Annotated in this window: 27 protein-coding genes; 14 read left to right on the top strand and 13 right to left on the bottom strand. The window is 72.5% G+C overall.

Annotation, left to right across the window (positions count from 1 at the left end; all coding sequences use genetic code 11):
• Positions 1-6 precede the first annotated feature (6 nt).
• Positions 7-1,308, top strand: a complete 1,302-nt coding sequence (locus ASC64_RS04330; RefSeq protein WP_056906319.1) for a phytoene desaturase family protein — start codon at positions 7-9, stop codon at positions 1,306-1,308.
• On the opposite strand, the gene ASC64_RS04325 is transcribed toward ASC64_RS04330, so the two are convergent.
• Positions 1,309-1,914: an SIMPL domain-containing protein gene (locus ASC64_RS04325; RefSeq protein WP_056906318.1), complete on the bottom strand. Its 606-nt coding sequence runs from the start codon at positions 1,912-1,914 to the stop codon at positions 1,309-1,311.
• 36 nt (positions 1,915-1,950) lie between these two features.
• Complete coding sequence (gene metF, locus ASC64_RS04320; protein WP_056906317.1) at positions 1,951-2,841, bottom strand: methylenetetrahydrofolate reductase [NAD(P)H]; 891 nt, start codon at positions 2,839-2,841, stop codon at positions 1,951-1,953.
• Between the two features lie 63 nt (positions 2,842-2,904).
• Between metF and ASC64_RS04315 the strand changes: the two genes are divergently transcribed.
• Entirely contained in the window at positions 2,905-3,969 is a 1,065-nt protein-coding gene (locus ASC64_RS04315) for a polyprenyl synthetase family protein (RefSeq protein ID WP_056906316.1), read from the top strand.
• Positions 3,970-4,040: 71 nt separating this feature from the next.
• On the opposite strand, the gene ASC64_RS04310 is transcribed toward ASC64_RS04315, so the two are convergent.
• From ASC64_RS04310 to ASC64_RS04300, 3 genes are read right to left on the bottom strand one after another with little or no spacing between them, the layout of a single operon-like run.
• Positions 4,041-4,475 carry a barstar family protein gene (locus tag ASC64_RS04310; protein WP_056906315.1) on the bottom strand — a complete coding sequence of 145 codons (435 nt, stop codon included), beginning with the start codon at positions 4,473-4,475 and terminating at the stop codon, positions 4,041-4,043.
• Positions 4,476-4,480: 5 nt separating this feature from the next.
• Positions 4,481-5,020, bottom strand: coding sequence for a ribonuclease domain-containing protein (locus ASC64_RS04305; protein ID WP_056906314.1), 540 nt, complete (start codon positions 5,018-5,020; stop codon positions 4,481-4,483).
• Complete coding sequence (locus ASC64_RS04300; protein WP_056906313.1) at positions 5,020-5,391, bottom strand: Rv2175c family DNA-binding protein; 372 nt, start codon at positions 5,389-5,391, stop codon at positions 5,020-5,022. Before ASC64_RS04300 ends, ASC64_RS04305 begins: the two co-directional genes overlap by 1 nt.
• Before the next feature lie 147 nt (positions 5,392-5,538).
• On the opposite strand from ASC64_RS04300, the gene ASC64_RS04295 reads away from it, so the two are divergent.
• The 6 genes from ASC64_RS04295 (at position 5,539) to ASC64_RS04270 (ending at position 11,954) form a co-directional block, all read left to right on the top strand.
• The gene (locus tag ASC64_RS04295) at positions 5,539-6,300 is read left to right on the top strand and encodes a lytic transglycosylase domain-containing protein (RefSeq protein WP_056906312.1); all 762 of its coding nucleotides are present in this window, start codon (positions 5,539-5,541) and stop codon (positions 6,298-6,300) included.
• A 61-nt stretch (positions 6,301-6,361) separates the two neighbouring features.
• The gene (locus ASC64_RS04290) at positions 6,362-7,162 is read left to right on the top strand and encodes a glycoside hydrolase family 16 protein (protein WP_056906311.1); all 801 of its coding nucleotides are present in this window, start codon (positions 6,362-6,364) and stop codon (positions 7,160-7,162) included.
• Between the two features lie 116 nt (positions 7,163-7,278).
• Complete coding sequence (locus ASC64_RS04285; RefSeq protein ID WP_056906310.1) at positions 7,279-9,444, top strand: Stk1 family PASTA domain-containing Ser/Thr kinase; 2,166 nt, start codon at positions 7,279-7,281, stop codon at positions 9,442-9,444.
• A gap of 17 nt (positions 9,445-9,461) precedes the next feature.
• Positions 9,462-10,361 (top strand): DMT family transporter, encoded by a 900-nt coding sequence (locus ASC64_RS04280; RefSeq protein WP_056906309.1) that lies wholly within the window; start codon positions 9,462-9,464, stop codon positions 10,359-10,361.
• A 137-nt stretch (positions 10,362-10,498) separates the two neighbouring features.
• Positions 10,499-11,455 (top strand): NADase-type glycan-binding domain-containing protein, encoded by a 957-nt coding sequence (locus ASC64_RS04275; RefSeq protein WP_156385016.1) that lies wholly within the window; start codon positions 10,499-10,501, stop codon positions 11,453-11,455.
• A 4-nt stretch (positions 11,456-11,459) separates the two neighbouring features.
• On the top strand, positions 11,460-11,954 hold the full coding sequence (locus ASC64_RS04270; protein ID WP_056906307.1) for a GNAT family N-acetyltransferase: 495 nt from the start codon (positions 11,460-11,462) through the stop codon (positions 11,952-11,954).
• A gap of 3 nt (positions 11,955-11,957) precedes the next feature.
• Here the strand turns inward: ASC64_RS04270 and ASC64_RS04265 are convergent, their stop codons facing one another.
• From ASC64_RS04265 to ASC64_RS04240, 6 genes are all read right to left on the bottom strand, one after another.
• Positions 11,958-12,953 (bottom strand): threonine aldolase family protein, encoded by a 996-nt coding sequence (locus ASC64_RS04265; RefSeq protein WP_056906306.1) that lies wholly within the window; start codon positions 12,951-12,953, stop codon positions 11,958-11,960.
• Positions 12,954-13,158: 205 nt separating this feature from the next.
• Complete coding sequence (locus ASC64_RS04260; RefSeq protein WP_056906305.1) at positions 13,159-13,338, bottom strand: hypothetical protein; 180 nt, start codon at positions 13,336-13,338, stop codon at positions 13,159-13,161.
• A 65-nt stretch (positions 13,339-13,403) separates the two neighbouring features.
• Entirely contained in the window at positions 13,404-13,709 is a 306-nt protein-coding gene (locus ASC64_RS04255; protein ID WP_156385015.1) for a hypothetical protein, read from the bottom strand.
• 76 nt (positions 13,710-13,785) lie between these two features.
• Positions 13,786-15,123, bottom strand: a complete 1,338-nt coding sequence (locus ASC64_RS04250; protein ID WP_056906303.1) for a class II 3-deoxy-7-phosphoheptulonate synthase — start codon at positions 15,121-15,123, stop codon at positions 13,786-13,788.
• 74 nt (positions 15,124-15,197) lie between these two features.
• The gene (locus ASC64_RS04245) at positions 15,198-16,556 is read right to left on the bottom strand and encodes a metallophosphoesterase family protein (RefSeq protein WP_156385014.1); all 1,359 of its coding nucleotides are present in this window, start codon (positions 16,554-16,556) and stop codon (positions 15,198-15,200) included.
• 78 nt (positions 16,557-16,634) lie between these two features.
• Positions 16,635-18,086: an APC family permease gene (locus ASC64_RS04240; protein WP_056906301.1), complete on the bottom strand. Its 1,452-nt coding sequence runs from the start codon at positions 18,084-18,086 to the stop codon at positions 16,635-16,637.
• 219 nt (positions 18,087-18,305) lie between these two features.
• On the opposite strand from ASC64_RS04240, the gene ASC64_RS04235 reads away from it, so the two are divergent.
• On the top strand, positions 18,306-19,502 hold the full coding sequence (locus ASC64_RS04235) for a pyrophosphate--fructose-6-phosphate 1-phosphotransferase (RefSeq protein ID WP_056906300.1): 1,197 nt from the start codon (positions 18,306-18,308) through the stop codon (positions 19,500-19,502).
• A gap of 19 nt (positions 19,503-19,521) precedes the next feature.
• Here the strand turns inward: ASC64_RS04235 and ASC64_RS04230 are convergent, their stop codons facing one another.
• Positions 19,522-20,760 carry an MFS transporter gene (locus ASC64_RS04230; protein WP_200937466.1) on the bottom strand — a complete coding sequence of 413 codons (1,239 nt, stop codon included), beginning with the start codon at positions 20,758-20,760 and terminating at the stop codon, positions 19,522-19,524.
• A gap of 44 nt (positions 20,761-20,804) precedes the next feature.
• Between ASC64_RS04230 and ASC64_RS04225 the strand changes: the two genes are divergently transcribed.
• Together ASC64_RS04225 and glpK are read left to right on the top strand one after the other, a co-directional pair.
• Entirely contained in the window at positions 20,805-21,653 is an 849-nt protein-coding gene (locus tag ASC64_RS04225) for a DUF1028 domain-containing protein (RefSeq protein ID WP_056906298.1), read from the top strand.
• Between the two features lie 67 nt (positions 21,654-21,720).
• A complete protein-coding gene (gene glpK / locus ASC64_RS04220; RefSeq protein WP_056906297.1) occupies positions 21,721-23,187 on the top strand; it encodes a glycerol kinase GlpK in 1,467 nt (488 codons plus the stop codon).
• On the opposite strand, the gene ASC64_RS04215 is transcribed toward glpK, so the two are convergent.
• On the bottom strand, positions 23,184-24,074 hold the full coding sequence (locus ASC64_RS04215) for a hypothetical protein (RefSeq protein ID WP_056906296.1): 891 nt from the start codon (positions 24,072-24,074) through the stop codon (positions 23,184-23,186). The genes glpK and ASC64_RS04215 overlap by 4 nt on opposite strands.
• 130 nt (positions 24,075-24,204) lie before the next feature.
• On the opposite strand from ASC64_RS04215, the gene ASC64_RS04210 reads away from it, so the two are divergent.
• From ASC64_RS04210 to ASC64_RS04200, 3 genes are all read left to right on the top strand, one after another.
• Positions 24,205-24,582: a hypothetical protein gene (locus ASC64_RS04210; protein WP_056906295.1), complete on the top strand. Its 378-nt coding sequence runs from the start codon at positions 24,205-24,207 to the stop codon at positions 24,580-24,582.
• 161 nt (positions 24,583-24,743) lie between these two features.
• A complete protein-coding gene (locus ASC64_RS04205) occupies positions 24,744-25,076 on the top strand; it encodes a hypothetical protein (protein ID WP_056906294.1) in 333 nt (110 codons plus the stop codon).
• Positions 25,077-25,143: 67 nt separating this feature from the next.
• On the top strand, positions 25,144-25,710 hold the full coding sequence (locus ASC64_RS04200; RefSeq protein ID WP_056906293.1) for an AAA family ATPase: 567 nt from the start codon (positions 25,144-25,146) through the stop codon (positions 25,708-25,710).
• The last annotated feature ends 540 nt before the right edge of the window (positions 25,711-26,250 follow it).

Below are 26,250 nucleotides of genomic sequence, written 5' to 3'. Positions count from 1 at the left end.
CCCTCCGTGACGCGCGTGGTGGTGGTCGGTGGCGGCTTCGGCGGCATGGCCGCGGCTGCCCGGCTAGCCAAGCTCGGTCACGAGGTCACGCTCCTCGAGCGGTCGGCGCACCTCGGTGGCGCGCTCACGACCGAGGAGCGCGACGGCTTCGCCTGGGACGCCGGACCGTCGACGACGCTGCTGCCGGCCGTCGTGCGCGACATGTTCCGCAAGTCCGGCCGCCCGCTCGAGCGCGAGGTCGACCTGCAGCCGCTCGACCTGGTGCGCGAGCACCGCTTCGAGGACGGCACGGCGCTGCGGCTGCCCGGGGGCTCCCGGGCGGCGCAGCTCGACGCCGTCGACGCCCTGGCGCCCGGACTGGGCCGGCAGTGGGTCGAGCACGTGGCGGCGTACGGCGAGGTGTGGGAGCTGCTGCGCAAGGAGTGGTTCGAGCGGCCCTTCGACGCCGACGTGGCGCCGCGCGCCCTCACCGACCTGCTCGGCCGCCGGGAGTCGCTGCACAAGCGGTTGCGTCGCACCTTCACCGACGAGCGGCTGCGTCTGGTGGCCGGGCACCGGCTGGTGATGGACGGCCACGACCTGGGTGACGTCCCGGTCTTCGCGGGCGTCGACGTCTACCTCGAGCAGCGCTTCGGTGCCTGGACCGTGCCGGGCGGGCTCGCCGCGCTCGGCACCGCGATGGCCGAGCGGCTGGCCCTGCGTGGCGTCACCGTCCTCACCGGCACCGAGGCCGTGGACCTCGCGGTCGGCGTCGCAGGGGTCACCGGAGTGCGTACGGCGCAGGGCGAGGTCCCTGCCGAGCGGGTCGTGGTCGCGATCGACCCGCGCCGCCTCCCCGCGCTGGCGACGTACGTCAGGAGGACGATGCCGGCGATCCCGCCGGTCGTGTGCCACGTCGGGCTGCAGGGCGAGGTGCCCGACCTCGCCCACGAGGTGGTCCTGCACGGCGACCCGCTGCTCGTGGTGCGCACGGGCGGCCGGGCCCCGGAGGGCGGGGCGGCCTGGACGGTGCTCGGTCGGGGCCGACTGGCCGAGGACCCGCTCCTCGCGCTGGCCCGGCGCGGCCTCGACGTCCGCCGGCAGGTGGTCACCCGGGTCGACCGCTCCCCCCGCGACCTCGTCGAGCAGTGGGGCGGCTCGCCCCACGGCGTGCTGTGGCAGGGACCGCGCACCGCTCGCGCCCGCCTCGGCCCCCGCACACCGGTGCCGGGCGTGCTGACGGCCGGCGCCCATGCCACGACCGGCTCCGGGCTGCCTTTTGCCGGGCTCAGCGCGGCGCTGGTGGCCGAGCTGGTCGGTCGGGCCTGATCAGGCCAGCTCCCACACCACCGTGACGGTCGTCGTCACCGTCGACTCGCCCGGCTCGATCGTGCCGCCGGAGTCACGCGCCATGGCCAGCTTGGGCATCGGGCCAGGGCCGTCGCCGGCACCGCCCTCGGCGACCGACTGGACGGCACCGAGCCCCGCGCCGGCCATCCTGGCGAGGGCGGCCGCCTTCTCCCGGGCGTCGTGGAACGCGGCCTCGCGCGCCTTCGCTCCGGCGCCGTGGTCCTCGGTGACCTCGAGGCCGACGCTGTCGACCGCGAGACCGTCGCCGACCGCGCGGGCCAGCTCCCCGAGCATCTCGCCGGCACCGGCGAGGTCGGCGCAGGCGATCGCGTAGGCGTGGCGGGCCTCGTAGCCCTGGCGGCGGCCCTCGTGGTCGTGGAAGGGCCACACCGAGATGCCGGTCGAGCCGATGCGGCGCGGCTCGGTGTGGCGGCCGGCCACCTCGACGACGGCGGCCGCGGCCGCGGTCATGGCGTCGTAGGCCTCGGCGACGCCGGCGCCGCGGGCCACCGCGGCGACCCGCACGACGGCGCTGTCGGGTGCCACCGTGGCGGTGCCGGTCCCAGTGACGGTGACGGTGCGCATGTCGTCACCGTAGTGCGCCCGCGAGGGTGCGAGCGCTCAGACGGTGATGCGCAGGTTGTCGAAGATCTCGCGGGTCGCCTTCGACCGGTTGAGCGTGTAGAAGTGCAGGCCCGGGGCCCCGGCGTCGAGCAGCGCCTCGCACAGCTCGGTCGCGATGGCGATCCCCTCCGACCGCAGCGCCTGCGGGTCCTCGGCGTACGGGGTGAGACGGTCGCGGACCTCCTGCGGCAGCTGGCGGCGCGAGAACTCGACCATGCGCTCCATCGAGCGGAGGTTCAGGATCGGCATGATGCCGGGGATGATCGGCAGGTCGGCGCCGACAGCCTCGGCCCGCTCGAGGAGCGCGATGTAGTCGGAGGCCCGCAGGACCATGTCGGTCACCGCGAACTCGGCCCCCGCGTCGTACTTCGCCTTGAGCACGCGGGCGTCCTGGTCGAGGTCGGCCGCGTCCACGTGGCCCTCGGGGAAGGCCGCGACGCCGATGCGCATGTCGGGACGCCGCCGGATCAGCGCCACCAGCTCGCTGGCGTAGGTCAGGCCGCCGTCGGTGGGCGTCCAGGGCGTGCCGGGACCGCTCGGCGGGTCGCCGCGCAGCGCCATGATGTGCCGGACCCCCGCGGCGTCCAGGTCGTCGAGGATGGCCTCGATCTCGCCGGTCGTGTGCCCCACGCAGGTCAGGTGGGCGACCGGCAGCATGCCGGTCTCGCGGGCGATGCGCGCCGTGATCGCCACGGTGCGGTCCCGCGTGGTGCCACCGGCGCCGTAGGTGACCGACACGAAGGTCGGGTCGTAGGGCTCCAGCTCGGTGATCGCCTGCCAGAGCTGCTGCTCCCCCGCCTCGTCCTTGGGCGGGAAGAACTCGAAGGAGAAGGATCGGTCTCCGCGCGCGAGCAGCTCGCGCATGCTCAGTCCCCGTGCGTGCGTCATACGCAACAGCCTACGGAGGGATGCGGCGTCCGGGGTGTGCCGTCCCATGTTTAGGCTGAATAGGTGACGACCTGGGACCCCGCAGCCTTCCGCGACGAGGTCCAGGAGGTGCTGGACGCGTTCCTCGATGACCGCGCGGCCGAGCTGGCCGTGCTCGGCCCCGACGCCGCCCGCCTGATCACCGAAGCGCGTACGGCGGTCCGCGGCGGCAAGCGCTTCCGGGCCGCCTTCTGCCACTGGGGCTACCGCGCCATCCGGCCGGACGTCGAGGACGCCGCCGCGCTGGCGCGCGCCTGCGCGTCCCTGGAGATGCTGCACGCCAGCGCCCTGGTGCACGACGACTACATGGACGCCTCCGACACCCGTCGCGGACGCCCGGCCACCCACCGCGCCTTCGAGGCCGAGCACCGGGAGGCCGGCTGGCGGGGCGACGCGGCCCAGTACGGCGCCGCCGCCGCGATCCTGCTCGGCGACCTCCAGCTCGGCTGGGCCGGCGACATGCTGCGCCACAGCGGGTTCGGCCCCGACGAGGTCGCGTCAGGGCTCCGGCTCTTCGAGCTGTGCCGCAACGAGGTCATCGCCGGGCAGTTCCTCGACGTGTCCGTTCAGGCCCGGGGCCGGGCCGACGTCGACACCGCGATGACCGTCCTGCGCTACAAGTCGGCGAAGTACTCCATCGAGCGCCCGCTCCACATCGGTGCGGGCCTCGCGGGCGCCACCGGCGTACAGCTCGAGCAGCTCACCCGCTTCGGCCTGCCGCTCGGCGAGGCCTTCCAGCTGCGCGACGACCTGCTCGGCGTCTTCGGCGACCCCGCGGAGACCGGCAAGCCCGCCGGCGACGACCTGGTGGAGGGCAAGCGCACCGTGCTCGTGGCCCTCGCGCTCGACGCCGCTCCCCCGGCGCAGGCCAAGCGCCTCGACGACGCCCTCGGCACGCCGCTCACGGCCGCCGACGTCGACGAGCTGCGCGGCATCATCGACGACTCCGGCGCGCGCGCCCAGGTCGAGGAGGTCATCGGCCACCTCGCCGACCGCGCCGTCGAGGCCCTCCACGCCGCCGACGTCGACCCCGACGCCCGCACCGTCCTCACCGAGCTCGCCGCTGCAGCGACGCAGAGAACGGTGTAGTTGGCGCTCGCTCCGCTCGCGCGTGGGTTGAGGAGGCTGGGGCGATCCGTGCGCTGCGGACTGGTGCTCTCCTAGTCCAGACTGGTGATCCCCGGCACGGGCGGGCCGTCGCCGCGGAGGAGGACGGCGAAGGGCACGCCGCGGTCGGCGTTGACGCGGGACCCGAGGACGCTGAGCGCGATGCTGAAGGCACGTTCGTCCGCGCGGGCGAGGGTCGCCCAACCGTCCCACAGCAGCACCACCCCGGCGACGCCGGTGCCCACGTCGTGGAGGCAGTCGGCGAGGGCGTCGAAGTTCTGGCCGTAGTGGTCGGGGAAGTCGAGGGTCTCGCCCACTGCTGCGAGGAAGCCGGCCTTGGTGTCGGCCGTCGTCCAGCCGTCGACGTGGCCGAAGGCCCAGCCGGCGTGCTCCACCGTGTGGCGTACGTCGCCCACGGCGAACGCGCCGTGCCAGAGGTGGATGCCGGGGGGCTCGTGGCCCGCCAGCACCGCTGCCAGTCCGCTCATGTCGGCTACCTCGCTATGCGTGAGAAGGAGCTGTAGTGGTCGCCCGTGTAGTAGAGCTCCCCGTCCTCTCCGACCACGATGCGCCGAGCGCCGCGGTCGTCGGAGCCGGGAGTGGGGACCGTGTACTCCTTGTAGTAGCCCACGGGGTGGTCGGGCAAGAGGTCCTCGCGGTTCTCGAAGGTGACGCCGTCGCGGTCCTCCGGGAACGGCCCGCCGGCGTCGATCAGGTCGAGCGTCTCGGCAGCCTCCGGCGGGAGGTCGGCCAGCTGGACGATCGGCAGGCCGCTCTCGGGGTCGGTGCCACCGTCACCGCCCGTGTCGTCGGTCGGGCCCGTGGAGGAGTCGGGGGTCGTCAGCCCCTCGCTCGGGGACGACGAGGGGGACGACGAGGGGGACGACCAGGGGGATGACGAGGGGGACGAGGACGAGCCGCTCGGGGCGTCCTGGCCGGTGTCGTCGACGAACAGCCAGGCGAGGAGGATCACCGCGACCAGGAGGAGCAGGCCCCACTGGAAGCGCTGGCGGCCCGTCACCGGCGCCGCCATCAGTACTCCAGCACCTGCGCGCGGCGCTTGACCTCGCTGCCGCGGTTCTCCCGCAGCGCGTCGATCGGGCGGCCCGGGAGGTCGTCGTCGGTGAAGAGCCAGGCGATGCACTCGCGGTCGTCGAACCTGTGGTCGTGCAGCAGGGTCAGCAGGCCGGGGAGACCCTTGACGACCTGGCCGTCCTGGATGAAGGCGGCCGGCACCCGGGGGCCCGCGCCGGGGACGGGCACGGCCTGCGCGAGCTCGTGGTCCTTGACCATCGAGCGCACCTTGGCGGGGGTCACACCGAGCAGCTGGGCCACCTCGCCCCACTCGAGCCACTCGGGCACGAGGGCGGCCAGGTCACGGTCGGCGAGGGGGGCGTCACTCATGGGCGGAGTCTGTCACGCGCGACACGCCCGACCCATCCGGCGCCTCGCGTCCGGCTGGCCCGGTCGCTAACGTCGAGTGCTCGTTCGCGCGCTTCCCCCCTACGGGCCTCGGCCCCGTAGGCGCAGCGGACGGGACGAGGAGCAGCCATGCCCCGCGAGACCCGACCCCGACCAGCCAGACCCCGAGGAGCCGCACGGCTCCCCCGCGCCGTTGCCGGGCTCGCCCTCGGCCTGGCCACCGCGACGCTGGTCGCGGCACCCGCCCATGCCGACCACGAGCAGCTGCCCGACGGCCGCCGCGCGGTGCCGTACGTCGTGCAGCCGGGCGACACCGCGTCGGGGCTCGCGACGAGGTTCCACGCGTGGACGGCCGAGCTGATCGCCCACAACCACCTCGGTCGCGACGGGCACCTGCGGGTCGGGCAGCGCATCGTGGTCCCCGTCGTGGCGAAGGGTGCGCGGGGCGGTGGTCGCACGACGATGTGGCAGCACCCCGACGGCGACCGGGAGAAGGTGCGCCGGGTGATCGCCGGAGCCGCCCGCAACCACGGCGTCGACCCGCAGCTGGCGCTGGCGGTCGCCTGGCAGGAGTCGGGCTGGCAGATGGGCGTCGTGTCGGATGCCCGTGCCATCGGAGCGATGCAGGTGCTGCCCTCGACCGGGCGGTGGATGGAGCACTACGCCGGACGCCCGCTCGACCTGCGCACGCTCGGGGACAACGCCGCGGCGGGGGTGCTCCTGCTCCGGGTCCTGGCGTCCCACACCGACCGTCGTGCGCACACGATCGGCGCCTACTACCAAGGCCTTGGCGCGGTCCGCCGGCACGGCCTCTACGACGAGACCCGGGACTACGTCGGCAACGTGGAGGCGATCAAGCGACGGCTCGAGGACGGCCGGCCGCCGGCCTGACGCGCGCCCGGGCGGGCGGCGCGGACTTGTCGGCGGACGGGCGCGTTCGTACGGTGTCCGGATGCGTTCCCTCCGATCCGCCCTCGCCGCTGCGCTCGTGGGGCTCCTGGCCCTGACGCTCTCGCCGGTGGCCTCCCCCGCCGCGGCCGACCACGTGCACGGTGCGCCCGGCCCGATCCATGCCGGCAACACCTACGGCTGGTACCAGTACGGCGTGTTCCGCCAAGAGTTCGTCGGCGCCAAGCCGGCGTACTGGAAGACGGCGGGCCGCGGCGTGGTGCGGACTCAGAACGGCATGCTCACCCTGATGACGACGCGACGGGGCAGCGTCTCGGCCAAGCTCGACCTGCCCGGTCACACCTATGGCCGCTGGGAGATCCGGGCGCGCGCCCGCCGCACGGGCACCACCCCGGGCGGCAGCAACTACAAGGTGGTCACCGAGCTCGTGCCCGCCGGCGACCGCGACCAGCACTGCGGCGGTCGCGACATCGCCCTGGAGAACTTCACGCTCGGCAGGAACACCGTGAAGTCCTACGTGCACACGCTGCCGAACAACTCCTTCCGTGGCTTCAAGGACCGCCACCTGAAGAACGAGCGCTGGCACACCTACGCCGTCGAGGTCGCCGAGGACCACATCTCGTGGTTCGTCGACGCCCACGTCGTGCGCACCGAGCGTCGCGACGCGGCCCTCGACCCGGTGCGCCGCCAGCTGAAGTTCGAGCTGCGCGCCCAGGGTGGCAAGAAGATGCACCCGGCCCGGATGCAGATGGACTGGATGCGCTACTGGACGATGCGCGCGCCCAACGAGCGCTCGATCAAGGCGCCGCAGCTCGAGCTGAGCACGTACGCCGACGCCTGCTGAGGGAGGTCCGGCGCGTCCGGACGCCACGCCGGAGCGGTGACAGGGAGCAGCCTGCCGGGCTGTTTCCGTACGATGGTCGCGCCGGGTCCTTCCCCGTCCGGCGTTGGAGGTCGACTGTGGAGCCACCCGAGCACGCCCGCGCAGCGGCGCCCGGTGCAGCCGGCGACCCCTTGGTCGGACGGCTCCTGGACCGTCGCTACCGCATCGGCCCACGCGTGGCGCGCGGCGGCATGGCCAGTGTCTACGAGGCCACCGACACCCGGTTGGACCGCACCGTCGCGGTCAAGGTGATGCACCCCGGCCTCGGGGACGACGAGGACTTCGCCGCCCGCTTCGTCCGCGAGGCGCGCGCCGCGGCCCGGCTCAACCACCCGCACGTCGTCGGGGTCTACGACCAGGGCGACGACACCTCCGACGGCACCGACACGGTCTTCCTCGTGATGGAGTACGTCCCCGGCCACACGCTGCGCGACGTGATCCGCAAGGAGTCGCCGATGACTCCGGCCCGGGCCCTCGCGCTGCTCGAGCCGGTGGTCTCCGCGCTCGCCGCGGCCCACCGCGCGGGGCTCGTCCACCGCGACGTGAAGCCCGAGAACGTGCTCATCGCCGACGAGGCGCACGGCGGCCAGGTGAAGGTCGCCGACTTCGGCCTCGCGAAGGCGGTCAGCGCGGACACGCAGCACACCGCCACCGGAGGCGTGCTGATCGGTACGGTCTCCTACCTCGCGCCCGAGCTCGTCGTCGACGGCCGGGCCGACGCCCGCGCCGACGTCTACGCGGTCGGCGTCGTGCTCTACGAGCTGCTCACCGGTCGCAAACCGCACGAGGGCGAGTCGCCGATCCAGGTCGCCTACCGCCACGTCCACCACGACGTGCCCCTCCCCTCGCTCGCCGAGCCCCGCATCCCCGACTACGTCGACGCGCTGGTCGCCCGGTCCACCTCGCGTGACCGCAGCCAGCGACCGGCGGACGCGTCGGTCCTGCTGCACCACGTGCACCGGGTCGCGCAGGCGTTGCGGGAGGGCCTCGAGTCCGACCCGGAGCTGGCCGCCGACCTGATGCCCCGCCGCGCACCGGACGTCAGTGACGGTGCCGACGAGGGCGTCGACCACACCATGCCCCAGCCCTTCGACGCCGCGGCCCTGGCGCTGCTCACCGAGGTCGACCCGAAGGAGTCCGGCCTCGTCGACGACGGCAGCCCCGACCGGACCACCGCCCTGGAGCGCCATCCCGCGGCAGCGGCACCCGTCACCCCCGTGGTCGACGAGGCGCCGGTCACCACGGCCATGCCCGTCCGCGGACCCGACGGCACCACCGCCCGCACGCCAGCGCCGACCCGCAAGCCTCCGCGCGCACCGAGCAAGGTCGCACCGGTCACCACCACGGCCAGGCGGCGCTCCGTCAAGGGACCGGTCGTGCTGCTGCTGGCCCTCCTGCTCGTCGCTGGAGTCGGCGTCGGCGCGTACTGGTTCGGCTGGGCCCGCTACACCACCACCCCTGCTGTGCTCGGCCTCGACGAGTCCGCTGCCGGGGCGCTGCTCGAGCGAGCCGGTCTCGACGCGGAGGCCGGCGACCCGGCGTACTCGGAGAACGTCGCTGCAGGCCTGGTCATCGCCACCGATCCCGAGCCCGGCGGCAAGGTGCTCGACGGCGGCACCGTGACCCTGACGCTCTCGCTCGGCCCCGAGCGCTACGACGTGCCGCCGCTCGAGGGGCAGACCGAGGACCAGGCCCAGGACGCGCTGGCCGCGACCAACCTGGTGTTCGGCAAGAGCGTCGGACGGTGGAGCGAGACCGTCCCTGAGGGGCAGGTCATCCGCACCTCGCCCAAGGCCGGCACCACGGTGAAGCCCGGCGCCGCCGTCGACCTCGTGCTCAGCAAGGGCCGCAAGCCCATCACCGTCAAGGACTGGACGGGCAAGTCCTTCGACGCCGCCAAGGCGGCTCTGGAGAAGCGCCAGCTCGAGGTCAGCGTCACCGGCGAGGAGTACAGCGACACGGTGCCCGAGGGCGACGTGATCTCGCAGGACCCCACGACCGGCACCCTCTTCCGAGGCGACACCGTCTCCTTCGTCGTCTCCCAGGGCCCCGAGCTCGTGGAGGTCCCCCGGGTGCGGGCGATGGGCGCCGAGGCCGCCACCGAGCTGCTCCAGGGTCTCGGCTTCGAGGTGCGCACCGAGGAGGCCGACAACTACCTCGGCCTCGGCTTCGTCTTCAGCTCCGACCCCGACCAGGGCGAGCAGGTGCCGAAGGGCTCCACGATCACGCTGTTCCTCATCTGACGCCCTAGATTGCGTCCGTGGACCCCGCGCACGACCGTCGTACGACCCTGCTCGCAGCCGTCGCGCTGCTGGCGGTGGCCGCCTGCTGGGGCTCGACGTTCTTCCTCATCAAGGACCTGCTCGACCGGGTGCCGACCCTCGACTTCCTCGCGGTCCGCTTCGCCATCGCCTCACTGGCCCTGCTGCTGGTGGCACCGAAGGCGCTCGGCCGGCTCTCCCCGGTCGTGCGCCGCCACGCGGTCGTGCTGGGCCTGCTCTACGGCGTCGCCCAGATCCTCCAGACGGCCGGGCTCGCGCACACCCCGGCCAGCATCAGCGGCTTCGTCACGGGCCTGTACGTCGTCTGCACGCCGCTCCTCGCCGCCGCGATCCTGCGGACCCGCATCCCGCCGATCACGTGGGTGGCCGTCGCGCTGGCCACGGTCGGCCTCGGCGTGCTGGCGCTCAACGGCTTCAGCATCGGCTACGGCGAGCTGATCACCTTGTCGTCGGCCGTCCTCTACGCCCTCCACATCGTCGGCCTCGGTGCCTGGTCGACGGCCCAGGACGCCGTCGGAATGACGATCCTGCAGATCATGGTGATCGCGTTGGTCTGCACGCTGGCGACGGTGCACGACGGGATCGTGCTGCCCGACCGCACGTCCGACTGGGTCTCGGTGGGCTACATGGCGGTCGTCGTCGGCGCCCTCGGACTGCTCGGCCAGACGTGGGCTCAGGCCCACCTGCCGCCGACGCGCAGCGCCATCATCATGAGCATGGAGCCGGTCTTCGCGTCGTTCTTCGCGGTGTGGCTCGGTGGTGAGGACCTCACCACCCGCCTGCTCCTGGGCGGCTCGATGGTGCTCGTCGCGATGCTCACCGTCGAGCTCGCGCCCCGCCGTGTGGTCGAGGGAGAAGTGCCCCACATCGCCGTCTGAGCGGCGAACAACGCCCGATGGTGGGTGGGGCCGCCTATCGTGACCACGTGGACACGTGTGTGCAGTGCGGGGCCGACCTCGGTGTGGGGCGGTTCTGTCTCAACTGCGGGCACCCGATCGGGGCGCCCGTTCCGGCCGTGCCCCACGTGGCCCCGTCGCAGACCGTGGTGCGCCGACCCGCGGTCGCCGAGCCTGGGGTCGCCGAGCCCGCAGAGAAGGCCCCGGCTCCCCAGCCGCCCGCCCCCGCGCCTGAGGCCGAGGTCAGCGAGGGCCCGCCCGTCGCACTTCCCGTGCAGGCGGCCGATCCCACTCCCCTGCCGCCCGCTCCGGTCGTCGAGTGGGACCCCGAGCGGGACCTGCTCCCCTACCACGAGGTCGACGAGCTGGAGCCGGATGCGCCGTTGACCGGCACGGCCTGGATGTTCTGGGTGGGGGGCGCCCTGGCCCTGGTCGCGCTGGTCCTCGTCCTGCTGCAGGTGTTCGACAGCGATCCCGTGGACGACACCACCAGCGAGCAGCCGGGAAGCGGGTCGAGCGCCGCAGCCGACCCCGACGGCGCCACCTCGGACGAGCCCGACGACTCCGGCACCTCGGCCGCACCGCAGGGAGTCGGCAAGCGGCTCGACCTCGCCGAGTCCGCCACCTTCACCGCCCCCGCCACCGCCCCGCCGACGCAGGACTTCGACGGCAACCTGGTCGCCTACGAGGCCGGCCAGATGGGCGACGGCAACCCCGCCACGACCTGGCGGATGGCCGGCGACGCGTCCGGCCAGTCGATCACGATCACCCTCGCCGCGCCCGGCGTGGTCAACCGGGTGGGCCTGGTCAACGGCTACGCGAAGAAGGTCGCCGGCGTCGACTGGTACCCCAACAACCGGCGGATCCTGAGTGCCACCTGGACCTTCGACGACGGGACCTCGGTCGAGCAGACCTTCGCGGAGCGGCCGGCGATGCAGCGGCTCAAGGTGCCGCCGGTGGAGACGAGCACGGTCACCCTCACCATCACGTCCGTGACCCCTCCGGGGGCCGGTCCGCTCGGACGCGACTACACAGCCATCAGCGAGGTCACGCTCATCGGCCGCAACGCGGCCTGAACGCATGCCGCGCACGCTCATCACGCCCGTCGCGGACGAGCCGTCGCAACGGCAGGCCGTCGCGGTGTGGGAGGCGGCGCGCCGGGCCACCGACAACGCACCGACGCCGGCGCGCACCGAGCGCGTCGCGGCCAAGGTCGCACGCGCGGTCGGGTCCGGCGAGGTGGCCCTGCTCGCCCACTACGGCGAGCGAGCGGCCGGGATGCTGCTCGCGGAGCCCTTCCTGGGCGATGACGGGCCCGACGCCGCGTGCGGGCACCTGTCGATGGTGTTCGTGGACCCGGCCGTGTGGGGCTGCGGCGTCGCCGGCGCCCTCGTCCGCTCGCTGCAACGCGGGGAGCACGGCCCGGGATGGACGCGGCTCTCGGTCTGGACCCGCGAGACCAACCGGCGGGCACGGCGCCTCTACCTCGCGCGCGACTTCACCGACACCGGTGACCGTGCCAGCCTCCACGAGGGCGAGGTCATCTGCCGCTGGGAGTGGCGCGCAGCCGGCTGACGATCAGCCGAGTCGTGCCAGCACGGCGGCAGCGCGGTCGGCGTCGGCACGCGTGACGTCGAGGTGCGTCACCAGGCGTACGGCGCGCGGCCCGACCGCCGCGATCCGGACACCCTGGTCGGCGGCCGCAGCCACGAACGCGGGGGCGTCGGGACGCTCGACGACCACGATGTTGGTCTGCACGCTCTCCGGGTCGAGGCCGAGCGCCTCGCCGAGCAGCCGCGCGTGCGCGTGGTCGTCGGCCACTCGCTCGACGTGGTGGTCGAGGGCGTACGCCCCTGCAGCCGCCAGCACGCCCACCTGCCGCATCCCGCCACCCATGCGCTTGCGGCGCACGCGTGCCTCCGCGATCGCGTCCGCCGAGCCGACCATGAGCGACCCGATCGGGGCGCCGAGCCCCTTGGACAGGCAGACGGCGAGCACGTCGGCGATGCGGCCGTAGTCGGCCAACGCCGTGCCCGTGGCCACGTGGGCGTTCCAGAGCCGGGCGCCGTCGAGGTGGATCCTCGCCCCGGTGGTGTCGGCCCACGCACGCAGCGCGCGCAGGTCTTCGAGCGGCAGCACCGTGCCCCCGGCGAAGTTGTGGGTGTTCTCGACGGACACCGCGGCGGTGCGGACGAAGAACGGTCCCATGTCGGGGGCGTACATCGACTCGATGGCACCGAGGTCGACCTGACCGCGCGGATGGGTCCAGGTGCGCATCGTGATGCCCGAGATGGCGCCGTGGGCGCCGAGCTCAGCGCGGGCGATGTGGGCGGAGGACTCGCACAGCACCTCCTGGCCGGGCGCGACCAGCGATGCGACGGCCAGCACGTTGGCCATCGAGCCCGTGGGGGTGAACAGCGCGGCCTCGTGGCCGAACATGCCGGCGACCCGCTCCTCCAGCGCCGCGACCGTGGGGTCCTCGCCGTAGACGTCGTCGCCCACCTCGGCGCCGGCCATCGCCGCGCGCATCGCCTCGGTCGGCCGGGTCAGGGTGTCGGAGCGCAGGTCGATCACACCGTCATCCAACCAGCCGCCTCCGAGGTACCGCAGAGCGGTGCGCGCGGGAGCTCTCGCCAGCAGCCAGAACCTTCGAGGTGCCGTCACTGCGTGACGTCGTTGACGCTCCAGACGACCGGATCTGCCGATGCCCGGACGATCCGACCGGCGCTGGCTCCCGGTGCTTCGAGAGCTCATGGAGCGGAGGTCGCCGAACCTGTCGTCAGACGTAGTAGGACAACATCTGAAGCAACAGCACTCCGACGATGGTTGCGACGACGAGCAGCATCGCGCCGCTGGCGACGGCAGCATTGGCTCCCCTTGCGATGTCCCGTCGACCGGCCACCAGGAGGCCGACGAAAGCAACGGCGACCAAGAGAGTCACAACCCCATAGAAGTCCACGGGTGCTGATCCTAGAACGCCCGGATCTGGCGCGATGAGTGCACGGAACTGCCGATGACCGGACTTCAGGCTTGAGTGGCGTCGACTGTGTCTGCGCCCGCGAGCCCGGCGCGACCCGAGCGTCGCCGGGCACAGCAGAGCACCACCAGGGCGAGCACGACAACGCCCACGGAAGCGGCAACGAGGAGGGACGAGGGGCCACCGGGGAGCTCGCAGTACCGGGCGTCGTACTCGGGGTGCCCGTCGCTGCAGCTGGGGGCGAACCCGTGGAAGAAGACCTCCCTGACCGTGTGGACGAGACCCCAGACCAACACGGCGACCGCCGGAGCAAGGGCCACCCAGGCCGTCACGCGCACACGGGTCTTGGTCACCCGCGCAGGCTAGTCGGATCGAAGCGGATCTGCCCCGTTGAGGGCGGCCACGCTCACCCGGTGGGCGGTCGCTGCCTCAGGCCTTGCGCAGCATCTCTGCGACGAGGAACGCGAGCTCGAGTGACTGGACCCGGTTGAGACGCGGGTCGCAGACCGACTCGTAGCGGTGGGCCAGGCCGACCTCGTCGATCTCCTCGCCGCCGCCGACGCACTCGGTGACGTCGTCACCGGTGAGCTCGACGTGCACGCCGCCCGGCCAGGTGCCGAGGCTGCGGTGGACGTCGAAGAAGCCCTGCACCTCCTCGATCACGTCGTCGAAGCGCCGGGTCTTGTAGCCCGAGGACGCCTCGAAGGTGTTGCCGTGCATCGGGTCGCAGACCCACGCGACGTTGAGGCCCTCGGCGGTGACCTTCTCCACGAGGGCAGGCAGTCCGTCGCGGATCCTGCCCGCGCCGAAGCGGGTGATGAAGGTGAGTCGGCCCGGGGTGTTCTCCGGGTTGAGGCGAGCGGCGTAGGCCAGCGCGTCGTCGGGGCTGGTGGTCGGGCCGAGCTTGATGCCGATCGGGTTCTTGATCCGCGAGAGCAGCTCGACGTGGGCCCCGTCGAGCTGTCGTGTGCGCTCGCCGATCCACACGAAGTGGGCCGAGACGTTGTAGGGCAGGTCGGTGCGCGAGTCGATGCGGGTCAGGGCCTGTTCGTACTCGAGCAGCAGCGCCTCGTGGCTGGAGTGGAAGTCGACCCGGTGGAACTCGTCGGGGTCGGCGCCGATCGCCTTCATGAAGGTGAGCGCGCGCTCGATCTCGTCGGCCATCGCCTCGTAGCGCTGACCGAACGGCGAGCTCTGCACGAAGTCGGTGTTCCAGGTGTGCACCTGGCGCAGGTCGGCGTAGCCGCCGGTGACGAACGCCCGGACGAGGTTGAGCGTCGCCGCGGACGAGTTGTAGACGTCCACCAGCCGCTGCGGGTCGGGGATCCGGGCCTCGGGGGTGAAGTCGTAGCCGTTGACCGCGTCGCCGCGGTAGGCAGGGAGGGTGACCCCGTTGCGGGTCTCCATGTCGGAGCTGCGCGGCTTGGCGTACTGCCCGGCGAGGCGGCCGAGCTTCACGACCGGCACGGAGGCGGCGTACGTCAGGACGACGGCCATCTGGAGCAGCACGCGCAGCTTGTTGCGGACGTTGTCGGCGGTGACGCCGGCGAAGGTCTCGGCGCAGTCGCCGCCCTGGAGCAGGAACGCCTCACCCCGGGTGACCGCCGCGATCTTCTCGGTGAGGTCGTCGCACTCGCCCGCGAACACGAGCGGCGGCGCGGTCCGCAGTCGGGCCACGGCAGCGTCGACGGCCCCGGCATCGGGATAGGTCGGCTGCTGCTTGGGCCCGAGGGAGTGCAGCTGCTCGAGGGAGGGGATGGAGCTCACCCGACAAGGGTACGGCGCCCAGCGCGCTCCACCCGAACCGTGACCGTCCCCTGAACGCCGCCGGCGCCGGCGGCTCAGCGCTGGGGCTTCAGCACCCCGGCGGCCTCGTCGACCTCCACGCCGCCCGAGGCGGTCCGGTGCGCCTCGAGCGTGCCGGTCACGACCGACGCACCCGGGTAGCTGATGTGGCCCGGCGCACCTAACCGGGACGTGGTCCAGAGCCGGTCCTCGAAGCCGATCGTGCCGCGGAACTGGTGGTTCTCGAGCACGAGCTCGTCGGCGGTCGCCTGTCCGACGACGTAGGACGCCTCGCCGCGGTAGAGCAGCGAGCCGTGCGACACCTGGACGATGCCGTCGCGCTCGCGCACCGTCTGGTCGTGGACCTCGCCGCTGAGGTAGACGTCGACGCCGCCGCGGACCATCGCCTTCCACAGGTCGGAGCGGTAGCCCTTCTCGTAGACGAGGTGGCTGGAGTTGCGGGTGCGGACCTTGCCGGTCATCGGCACGTGGCCCTGGACCATGACCCACGGGACGTCGTCCTTGCGGGCCCGGCGCAGCACCTTCTCGAGCCAGCGCAGCTGCTGCGGGTCGACCGACTGGTGCACGTCTCCCCCCCGCCGCTCGAAGACGTCGATGGTGACCAGGAGCACGTCGTCGTCGAGGCGCTCGACGTAGGCGGTGTCGTGGGCCGGGCCGGGCGGCCGGTCGGTGAAGCGCGGCTTGCCGTCGGCGTCGGACAGCATGTGGTCGGCGTAGATCTTCTTGAACACCGGCACGTGCCGCCGCTTGAAGTCGATCCACGCGTCGCGCCCCCGGCGCCAGGGGTCGTCGCCGATCTCGTGGTCGCCCAGCGCGGTGTACGTCGTCAGGCCGTGGGACTCGAAGCGCTCGCGGTAGGCCGGGTAGTAGACCGCGGCCGCCCGGCGCCAGGCGCGCAGCCGCTGGGCCTGGGTGCGCACCGGCCCGAAGACGCCGGTGTGCGAGTCGTCGCGGCCCCAGCGGCCCTCCACGAGGTCGCCCGCGACGAGGACGTCGTCGGTGTCGTGGGAGGCCATCTCGCTCAGCACGTGGTCGAGCGCGGCGTCGTACTCGTCGTTGGTGGAGTTGGCGACCTCACCGGTGCGGCGGTCGACGAACGTCCGACGCCCGTCGGCGGTGAGGTCGGCGACGTCCTGGTTGAGGAAGTCGGGGGTGGAGATGAAGCGGTAGGCGTCGGTCAGCTCGGGTGCCCGCGGCACCAGCGGCCGGTCGCGCGGACCGCCACGCTCCAGGCTGGCAGTGGGGCTGTCGGACGGCCCGTCGGACGCGACGCTCGCGGGCGGGTAGTCGTCCGGGGTGGCGCTCGCCGACGGCGAGGCGGGAGTGACCGACGAGCATCCGAGGGCGGAGGCGATCAGCACAGCCGTCAGCGGCCCGAGAGGTCGTCGTGTCACCGGACCACCGTAGACGCCACACCCCAGCTGCCCGTGGTCGTACCGGCCGTGTCGCCTGTCCGGCGGGGCCGGGCGGCCTCAGTCGTGCTCGAGGTGGTCGATGTCGCGGAAACCGGTCCGCTTGGCGCGCACGCCGCGGTTGGTCAGCCAGGTCAGCACCCACAGCACCACGCCGACCGCGAGCAGCCCGGCGGCGATCTTGTACTGCACCATGTCGGCCTCGAGGCGCGCCCACGGGCCGAGCAGGTAGCCGCAGAAGACCGCCCCGAGGACAGGCAGGAGCGACGGCGCCCGGAAGGCTCCGTCGGGCGCGGGGTCGCGGCGCAGGACCAGGCAGGCGATGTTGACGATGGTGAACACCGCCAGCAGCAGCAGCGCCGTCGTGCCCGACAGTGCCGACACCACCGACGACTCCGAGTCCAGCGTGACCACGCTGATCAGGCCGAGCGCGAGGAGCGTGGTGAAGATGATCGCCGTCCAGGGCGACCGGCGCCCCGGCAGCACCTTGCCGAGCGAGCGCGGCAGGACGTCCTGCTGCGCCATGCCGTAGATCAGCCGGCTCGCCATCAGCATGTTGATCAGGGCCGTGTTCGCGACGGCGAAGACGGTCAGGAACGGGAACAGCTTGTCGATCGGCAGGTCGGGCGCGCCGACCTTGACCACGTCGAGCAGGATCCCGGCCTCGGCGTTGGTGGGCTCGGCGATCTGGCCCGCCGGGATGACCGCGACGACCGAGATCGCGACGAGCATGTAGATCACCACCGCGATTCCCAGGCCGGTGAGCATCGTGCGCGGGAAGATCTTCATCGGGTCCTGGGTCTCCTCGACCATGTTGACCGAGTCCTCGAAGCCCACCATCGAGAAGAACGCGATCGCGGTCGCGATCGTGACGGCCATGAAGAGGCCCTTGTCGTCGGGGCTCTCGAAGACGGTGATCCGGCCGAGGTCGCCGTCGCCGCGGGCGATGACCCAGAAGCCGATGAGGATCACGATCGCGAGCGCCGTCATCTCCACAATGGTCAGCAGCACGTTGAACTTGACGCTCTCCCCCACGCCGCGCAGGTTGATCGCGGCCAGCACCAGCATGAAGACGAGGGCGGTGACGAGCGTGGCACCCGAGCTCGGGTCGTCGTTGCCGAAGCCGATGAGCAGGTTGGCGGCCAGCAGGTTCGACGAGGTGGAGGCGCTCGTCACGCCCGAGCAGACGACGGTGAAGGCCACCAGGAACGTGACGAAGTGGATGCCGAAGGCCTTGTGCGTGTAGAGCGCCGCACCGGCCGCCTGGGGGTACTTGGTGACCAGCTCGAGGTAGGAGAACGCCGTGATGGTCGCGACCGCGAAGGCGACGAGGAACGGGAGCCAGGCGATGCCGCCCACCTGGCCGGCGAGCTTGCCGGTGACGGCGTACACGCCCGCGCCGAGGATGTCGCCGACGATGAAGAGCAGCAGCAGCCGGGGGCCGAGCACCCGCTTGAGGTCGGTGTCCTCCGGGCCGTTGACGTCGGGCTGCCTGGCTTCGGTCGCGCTCATCGGGACTCCCTGGGTCGGACCGTGCCCGAGCACGGTGGTCCCTCACCCTGACGCGTGCGTGGCCCCGCGGGCAACCACCCGAAGGTCGGGGTGCGCGCCGTGTCGCGACGGACGAGCAGCGGATGGGCCACGGATGGGCCGCGGATGGTCAACCGACGTTCGAGGAACGACGGCCCGTCGGCCTTCCCGACTTTGATCGATCTAACTACCCTGCTGCCCATGCCGAAGCGTGTTGCCCTCCTGACGGCCGGTGGCTATGCCCCCTGCCTGTCCTCTGCCGTGGGTGCCCTCATCGAGTCCTACGACGCCACCGATCCGTCCATCGAGCTGATCGCCTACAAGCACGGCTACCACGGCCTGCTCACCGGCAACAGCCTCGTGATCGGGCCCGAGGAGCGGGCGGGCGCGAGCCTGCTGCACCGCTTCGGCGGCAGCCCGATCGGCAACAGCCGGGTCAAGCTCACCAACGACGAGGACTGCCGTCGCCGCGGCCTCATCGATGAGGGCCAGACGGCCCTGGCGGTCGCCGCGGCACGCCTGCAGGCCGACGGGGTCGACGTCCTGCACACCATCGGCGGTGACGACACCAACACCGCGGCGGCCGACCTGGCGGCGTACCTGCGCACCCAGGGCTCGGAGCTGACGGTGGTCGGGCTGCCCAAGACGATCGACAACGACATCGTGCCGATCCGGCAGAGCCTGGGTGCGCAGACGGCCGCCGAGCAGGCGTCGCGGTTCGCGCAGAACGTGCTCGCCGAGCACGGCTCGAACCCCCGCATGCTCATCGTGCACGAGGTGATGGGCCGCGCAAGCGGCTGGCTCACTGCCGCGGCGGCACGCGACTACATGGCCTGGCACGCCGAGCAGGAGTGGCTGCCCGGCATCGGCCTCGACCCGCGTCGGTGGGCGATCCACGCGGTCTACGTGCCCGAGCTGGGCATCGACCTCGGCGCGGAGGCCGACCGGCTGCGCGCGGTGATGGACGAGATCGGCTGCGTCAACATCTTCCTGGCCGAGGGAGCCGGCATCGACGACATCGTGGCCGACCTCGAGTCCTCCGGCGAGACCGTCGGGCGTGACCCCTTCGGCCACGTCAAGATCGACACCATCAACCCCGGCCGCTACTTCGCCGACCGGTTCTCCGAGGCGATCGGCGCGGAGAAGCGGATGGTCCAGAAGTCGGGCTACTTCTCCCGCTCCGCCCCGGCCAACGAGACCGACAAGGCCCTGATCCGCGAGATGGCGGAGCTCGCGGTCGCCTGCGCGCTCGACGGCACGCCCGGTGTCATCGGCCACGACGAGGAGCGGGGCGACGAGCTGCGGGCCATCGAGTTCGAGCGGATCGCCGGGCACAAGCCGTTCGACGCGACGCAGGACTGGTTCGCCGACCTCCTCGCGGCCACCGGCCAGGCCTGAGCAGCGTCCGCCGCCACCCTCAGGAGGCGTCCTCCCCCGCCCGGTGGGTGACACGGAGCCCGGCGGCGGGGAGGGTGCGCGGCATGGTCTGGAGGTAGGCCGCACTGGCGAGGGCGACCGCCACCAGCACCCACCACAGGGTCGTCGCGCCGTGGGCGAGCAGCCAGGTGAAGGCCACCGGGGTGACCGCGCCGCCGATGCCCCAGCTGAGCTGGAACAGGCCGAGGTAGCGACCACGCAGGTGGTCGGGGGCCGCCTCCGCGGCGGTGGCGCTGAAGACCGGGCCGCCCACGAGCTCGCCGCCGGTGTAGACGGCGGCACCGACGAGCATCACCGCGACGGCCAGCCAGACCGGGAGCCAGCCGGCGACGACGAACATCGCGTAGCTCGTCACGAAGACCAGCTGCGCCAGGCCCATCATGCGGGCACGGACCTGCCCGGTCATGCGGCGCACGACGAGTCCCTGGCCGAGACCGACGAGCGCGGTGTTGACGGTGAAGATGGCTCCGACCACCCAGCCGGGCAGCTCGATCGTCTCGGCGACGTAGACCGGGAGGGCGAAGTTGAGGACCATCATCCCCGCCACGAAGCCCATCTGGCCGAGGACGAGGCGCAGGTAGGGGCCGTCGCGCAGGACCGTGCCCCAGCCCTCCACCGGGGCGTCGTCCGCGGTCGCCACCCGGTGGTCGGGCACGTCGAGCAGGAGGAAGAAGGCCAGGACGAACGTGACGGCGTTGATCACCACGACCGACTGGTAGGCGACGTCGGTGCCGACCTGGAGGGCGATGCCGGCGAGCACGCCGCCGACGGAGTAGCCGAGGTTGCGCACCGCCTGGAGGAACCCGAACCACAGCTCCCGCTCACCGGGCGCGGAGATGGCGGTGACGACGTTGCCGAAGGAGCCCCAGAACGACTGGCGCCCGATGTTGAGCAAGGTGGTCCAGAGCGCCACCGCGACCAGCGAGTCGGCCCACAGGTAGGCCACCATGCCGAGCGCCTGCACCAGGTTGCCGATCAGCATCATCCGGCGCGGGCCGAAGCGGTCGACCAGGCTGCCGATCACGAACGCGCCGGGCATCGTCAGCAGCGCGGACAGCGACAGGGCCGACCCGACCTGCACGAGCGACAGGTCGGTCATCGCGAGGAAGTAGAGCAGCGTGATCGGCATGAACAGCCCGCTGCCGACGGTGTCCGCCACGATCGCCGTCACGAAGCGGCGGTGCTCCCCCACGTGGGGGAATCCGAGACGCGTCAGCACGACCTCACCCTAGGACTGCGCCTTCCCCGGCTATGTTTCGACACATGACGTTCTCCATCGTGGCCCGGTCCGACGACGGCGAGTCGTGGGGCGTGGCCGTCGCCTCGAAGTTCCTGGCCGTCGGGTCGGCCGTCCCTGCCGCGGCCGCCGGGGTGGGCGCCATCGCGACGCAGGCCGACGCCAACCTCTCCTTCAAGTACCTCGCACTGGCCCACCTCGACGACGGCGCGACCGCCCAGGTGGCGCTCGACCGCCTCGTCGAGGAGGACGAGGGGCGCGAGCACCGGCAGGTCGGGATCGTGGACTCCGACGGCAACGCCGCGACCTACACCGGGACCGAGTGCTTCGCCTGGGCGGGCGGGGTGACCGGTCGCAGCGGCGAGCGGGGCGGCTACGCCATCCAGGGCAACATCCTCACCGGCCCGGAGGTCGTCGACGCCATGGAGCAGGCCTGGCAGGGCTCGGAGGGCCAGTCGATCGAGCGGCGCCTGCTCGCCGCCCTGGCGGCGGGCGACAGCGCGGGTGGTGACAGCCGCGGCCGGCAGGCCGCGGCGCTGCTCGTCGTACGCGACGGGGCCGGCTACGGCGGGCACGACGACGTGGCGGTCGACCTGCGCGTCGACGACCACGCCGACCCGGTCACCGAGCTCGCCCGGCTGGTCGACCTCAACGAGCTCTACCTGACCGCCTCCACGCCCGAGGAGCAGGTGCCGGTCGACGACGCGCTGATGATCGAGCTGGAGGCGCTGGCCAAGGCCGAGGGCCATGACCACTTCCGGGAGTGGGTCGGCTCGGAGAACTACGAGATGCGTGTCGCCCCCGGGCTCCGACCCGCGTGGATCGACCGCCGCATCCTCGCCATCATCCGCGGCGGCGAGGAGCAGCAGTCGTGAACACCCCACGACGTTCTTCTCCTCCCCCGCTCCGCTCCTCCGTCGAACAACGCCGCGGGGGCCCCGAGTGAGCGTCCTCGCGATCGACGCCGGCACGACCGGCGTGACAGCCGTCGTGGTGACCCCTGACGGTCGCATCGAGGCCAAGGGCTACCAGGAGTTCCGGCAGCACTTCCCGCACCCCGGCTGGGTCGAGCACTCCCCCGAGGAGATCTGGCAGGCCACGCTCGAGGCGACGCGCGAGGTGCTCGGCAAGGTCGACGCGTCGCAGCTCACGACGCTCGGCATCACCAACCAGCGCGAGACGGTCGTGCTGTGGGACCGCGAGACCCTCGGGTCGCCCCGGCGGGCCATCGTCTGGCAGGACCGCCGGACGGCCGACATCTGCGACCGGCTCCGTGCCGGTGGCCACGAGGATCGCGTCAGCGAGCTGACGGGCCTGCGCCTGGACCCCTACTTCTCCGGCACGAAGCTCACCTGGCTGGCCGAGCAGGAGCCGCACACGTGGGCCCTGGTGGAGTCCGGGAGGTACGCCGTCGGCACCGTCGACTCCTACCTGATCGCCCGGATGACCCGCGGCACCTGGCACGTCACCGACGTGTCCAACGCCTCCCGCACCCTGCTCTTCGACCTGGAGGCCGGCGACTGGTCCGACGAGCTGTGCGGCCTCTTCGGCGTGCCGCGCGACGCGCTCCCCGACCTCGTGCCCAACTGGGGCGAGGTCGCGCCGACCGACCCGAAGTCCTTCCTGGGGCTCTCCCTCCCGATCGCCGGGATCGCCGGCGACCAGCAGTCGGCGCTCTTCGGCCAGACCTGCTTCGAGGAGGGCGAGTCGAAGTGCACCTACGGCACGGGCTCCTTCATCCTCACCAACACCGGCTCGTCCGTGGTGCGCAGCGACGCCGGCCTGCTCTCGACGGCCGCCTGGCGCTCCCCCGCCGGCGAGATGACGTACGCCCTGGAGGGGGCGATCTTCGTGACCGGCTCCGCGGTCCAGTGGTTGCGCGACGGACTGCAGATCGTGGGCAGCGCAGCCGAGACCGCCGCCATCGCCTCGACCGTCGACGACACCGACGGCGTGGTGTTCGTGCCCGCCCTGACCGGCCTCGGTGCCCCGCACTGGGACCCGCACGCCCGCGGCATGATCATCGGCATCACCCGCGGCACGACGCGCGCCCACATCGTGCGGGCCACGCTGGAGGCGATCGCCTACGAGGTGCGCGACGTGCTCGAGACCCTGCCCGAGCTCTCCACGCTGCGTGTCGACGGAGGCGCCGCGGCCAACGACCTGCTGTGCCAGTTCCAGGCCGACCAGGTGGGCAAGGCCGTCGAGCGACCCGAGATCGTGGAGACGACCGCCCTGGGCGCCGCCTTCCTCGCGGGCCTCGGCACCGGGGTGTGGTCGTCCACCGACGAGCTCCGCGACACGTGGGCGCTGGACCGCCGCTTCGAGCCGGGCGGCGACCGCGAGGCGCTCGACGCGTCGTACGCCCGCTGGAACGACGCGGTCGAGCGCGCCAAGGGCTGGGGCTAGAGCCGGTCGCGGGCGGCCTTCGCGTCGTCCACCTCGCTCCTCGCCTCGTCGACGGCCTCCTGCGCCTCGGCCTGCGCGGCCTCGGCCTCACCGAGCTCGTCGTCGACCTCCTCGAGGTCGGTCTCGAGCCCGGCGATCCGGGTGCGCAGCTCGTCGATCTCCGACTGGATCTGCAGCGTCCTCGCCTGGAGCTTCTCCACCGACCGCCGGGCCGCACGCTGCTCCTTCTCCGCGTCCGAGAGCACCGAGCGCGCATCCGCGAGCCGCTCGTCGGCGGCGGCACGTGCCTTGGCGTCGGCATCGGGGTCGGGTACGACGCGCAGCTGGGGCCGGCCCTGGGCCGGCGCCGGGGCGGGGCGGGCCTTCGCGCTGAACCCGAGCGCTGCGGGGAGCGCCACCGCGCCACTGAGGTCGAGGTCGCCGAGCCCGGTGGCCTCGAGCGCGGTGACGAGCATCCCGCTGCGCACGGCCTTCGCGGCGTCCGGCTCCAGCATCGCCGCCGTCAGCGTCGCCTCGACCTGGTCGGCCACCGACTCGGTGACCTTGACGCCCTCCTCACGGGCCATGCGCCGCGCGGCGGTCGTCACCGAGGCGGTGAGCTGGCGCCGCTGCTTGGTGAACTCCCGCAGCTGGGTGGCGTCGAGGTTCTCCTGCGCCTCGCGCAGCGCGGCACCGACGGCCAGCACCTGGTCGACCTGGTCGGGGTCGCGGCGCACGAGCAGGTTGACCACCCATGCGGCGAGGGAGGACTTGCGGAGCCCCTTGATCGAGGCGGCGAGCGGCTTGTCGGCCTTGTGCTCCTTGACCAGCGCGTCGCGAGCCGGGGTGAAGTCGGCCAACGGCAGGGCGTAGAGCTCGTCGGCGATCTCGAGCAGCGGGTCGGCCATGCCGCGATCCTAGGTGCGCGGCTGCGCGCGCCACCCGGGTGCGCTCGCGCCGGCCGTCCGGCTCGGGCGGGAGCACGCGGCCGTGCGAGCGACCGTTGTGGCCCCGGTCCGCCTCCGCCATCATGGCTCGATGGAGCGCCGCTTCCCGCCGACGAGAGCCGCCGTCGACCGTGCGGCGACGTCGGACGCGCGGCTGGCCGTCACCATCGTCGTGGCAGCCGTGATCGGGTTCGTCGCCCTCGTCGTGCTCCCGTACGCCGTCACTGGCTTCGCTCCCCCGGCCGGCACGGACGTCCTGTGGCGCGTCGGTGGACCGCTGGCCGTGGTCCTCGCTCCGCTGGGAGCGGGCCTCGCGGCTGCGGCGAGCCTGCTGGCACTGCTCCGTGACGGTGGCCCGGGCGGCACCACGCGGCACCTCCACGTGGCCGTGCTCGTCACCGCGGCGACGTTCGCGGCCTTCCTCGTCTCGCCCGCCGGTCAGTCCGTCCTGGGGTGGTGGCAGGACTGACCGCACCTGGCGGGAGGTCCGGACCGTCGCTTTCTCGCTGGCACCACCTGGAGCGATCTCGGGTTGCGGCACCGTCCGGCTTCCATAGCGTGCGCGCCCCGCTGGTACTACGATCGCGACCCGCCTAGCGAATCGAGCCAGCTGTGTCGCGAACCCTTCGGATGCCCTTGGTGATCGTCGCCGTGCTCGCCGCGGCGGTCGTCGGACTGGTCGTGGGTTCCCGACTGCCGTGGGGCAGTGTGCCGCTCAGCGTCGAGGAGGGGGTCGTCGTCCTGCAGGACGAGGCGAGCGGCTTCGCGAGCTTCCAGGGGCGTGACGGCACGCAGCTCGGGTTCGACGTCGAGTCCGTCGCCTGGTCCGCCGGCGGGCAGGAGGGTCAGGGCGACCCACCGTGCTTGCGAGAGGGGAAGAAGGTCGCCGCCGAGGTCGGCTACCGCTGGGTGCGGCTCCCCGACGGAGGAGCACGACCCTTCCCACTGTGGCTGGCCTGCTGATCTCCGCGCCCGCCTCCGTGGTGCGTCGACCCTCGTCCCACTCCTGTCCAGCGGCAGGCCTGGCGCCATGAGGCGATGCAGAGTCCATGTGCTCGGCGCCAGCGGTTCCGGGACGACCACGCTGGCGCGGGCCCTGGCGAACCACTGGTCGGTCCCGCACGCCGACGCCGATGACTACTTCTGGGTGCCGACCGATCCGCCGTACGTCGACCGGCGGCGCGACTCCGAGCGGGTGACCCTGATGCGCGACCTGTTCGTCCCGCGCGAGGCGTGGGTGTTGTCGGGGTCGATGGTGGGCTGGGGTGACGAGGTCGTCGACGAGTGCGACGCGATCGTGTTCCTGACGCTCGACCCCGCAGAGAGGCTGCGACGCCTGGAAGCTCGCGAGGTCCACCGGAGGGCCGGGGCAGGATTCGACGAGGCCGCGTGGACGGCGTTCATGGACTGGGCGCGAGGGTACGACGACCCCGCGTTCGGCGGGCGGAGCCGCGTGGTCCACGAGAGGTGGATGCAGGATCGCCATCAGCCGGTGCTGCGCCTCGACAGCGCTGCCAGCCAGGAAGACCTCCTGGTGGAGCTGCTTCGGTGGCAGCCCGAGCACGACGGCTCGAGCGGGACTGTCCCCACCGGATAGCTGTCGATGGACGCACCGGAACTCCGGTACGGGGTCACCGAGCGCTGGACCTCCGAACGTGATTGTGGCCCCGCCATCGTCGGGACTGGCGGGGTGCGGGGCGGGGTCATGGTCGCTCGGGCTCTTCGTTGGTCGAGGAGGGCGCCCTGGCGCCCGTCACGAGACCCGGTCCATCGATCGCGCGGCTTCCGTATCGATCACGGAGGTAGCGGTGGCCGTGGGGGCTGGTCCACTCGAACACACCTGGCGCGACCATGGTGTAGCGCCACGAGGAGTGGGTCTTGAGCCGGTGGTGGAACCGGCACAGGCAGGCCAGGTTGGAGGTGGTCGTGGGGCCGGGTTGGTCGCGACCTTCGGCCTCCGCGTCGTGGTCGTACTCGATGACGTGGTCGACATCCGCACGACGGGCGGGCCTGGTGCACCAGGGGTAGACGCACGTGCGGCGAGTTCTAGGTAGTGACGCAACACCTCGTCTGAGGAGTTGTGATGAGGAAGTTCACCAAGCCCGATCTGCCGCGTGAGCATGAACGTCGGTTCTGG

This window comes from Nocardioides sp. Root122, from assembly GCF_001425025.1.
GTDB lineage: Bacteria > Actinomycetota > Actinomycetes > Propionibacteriales > Nocardioidaceae > Nocardioides.
This window is presented reverse-complemented; position numbering and strand designations above follow the sequence as displayed.

Bases quoted from the DNA above. Each gene is read 5' to 3' on its own strand.
- ASC64_RS04210 (WP_056906295.1), top strand. From the start codon at position 24,205: ATGGAGCGCCGCTTCCCGCCGACGAGAGCCGCCGTCGACCGTGCGGCG.
- ASC64_RS04270 (WP_056906307.1), top strand. From the start codon at position 11,460: ATGCCGCGCACGCTCATCACGCCCGTCGCGGACGAGCCGTCGCAACGG.
- ASC64_RS04325 (WP_056906318.1), bottom strand. From the start codon at position 1,914: ATGCGCACCGTCACCGTCACTGGGACCGGCACCGCCACGGTGGCACCC.
- ASC64_RS04215 (WP_056906296.1), bottom strand. From the start codon at position 24,074: ATGGCCGACCCGCTGCTCGAGATCGCCGACGAGCTCTACGCCCTGCCG.
- ASC64_RS04295 (WP_056906312.1), top strand. From the start codon at position 5,539: ATGCCCCGCGAGACCCGACCCCGACCAGCCAGACCCCGAGGAGCCGCA.
- ASC64_RS04225 (WP_056906298.1), top strand. From the start codon at position 20,805: ATGACGTTCTCCATCGTGGCCCGGTCCGACGACGGCGAGTCGTGGGGC.
- ASC64_RS04205 (WP_056906294.1), top strand. From the start codon at position 24,744: ATGCCCTTGGTGATCGTCGCCGTGCTCGCCGCGGCGGTCGTCGGACTG.
- ASC64_RS04235 (WP_056906300.1), top strand. From the start codon at position 18,306: ATGCCGAAGCGTGTTGCCCTCCTGACGGCCGGTGGCTATGCCCCCTGC.
- ASC64_RS04290 (WP_056906311.1), top strand. From the start codon at position 6,362: ATGCGTTCCCTCCGATCCGCCCTCGCCGCTGCGCTCGTGGGGCTCCTG.
- ASC64_RS04200 (WP_056906293.1), top strand. From the start codon at position 25,144: ATGAGGCGATGCAGAGTCCATGTGCTCGGCGCCAGCGGTTCCGGGACG.
- ASC64_RS04305 (WP_056906314.1), bottom strand. From the start codon at position 5,020: ATGGCGGCGCCGGTGACGGGCCGCCAGCGCTTCCAGTGGGGCCTGCTC.
- ASC64_RS04240 (WP_056906301.1), bottom strand. From the start codon at position 18,086: ATGAGCGCGACCGAAGCCAGGCAGCCCGACGTCAACGGCCCGGAGGAC.
- ASC64_RS04300 (WP_056906313.1), bottom strand. From the start codon at position 5,391: ATGAGTGACGCCCCCCTCGCCGACCGTGACCTGGCCGCCCTCGTGCCC.
- metF (WP_056906317.1), bottom strand. From the start codon at position 2,841: ATGACGCACGCACGGGGACTGAGCATGCGCGAGCTGCTCGCGCGCGGA.
- ASC64_RS04310 (WP_056906315.1), bottom strand. From the start codon at position 4,475: ATGAGCGGACTGGCAGCGGTGCTGGCGGGCCACGAGCCCCCCGGCATC.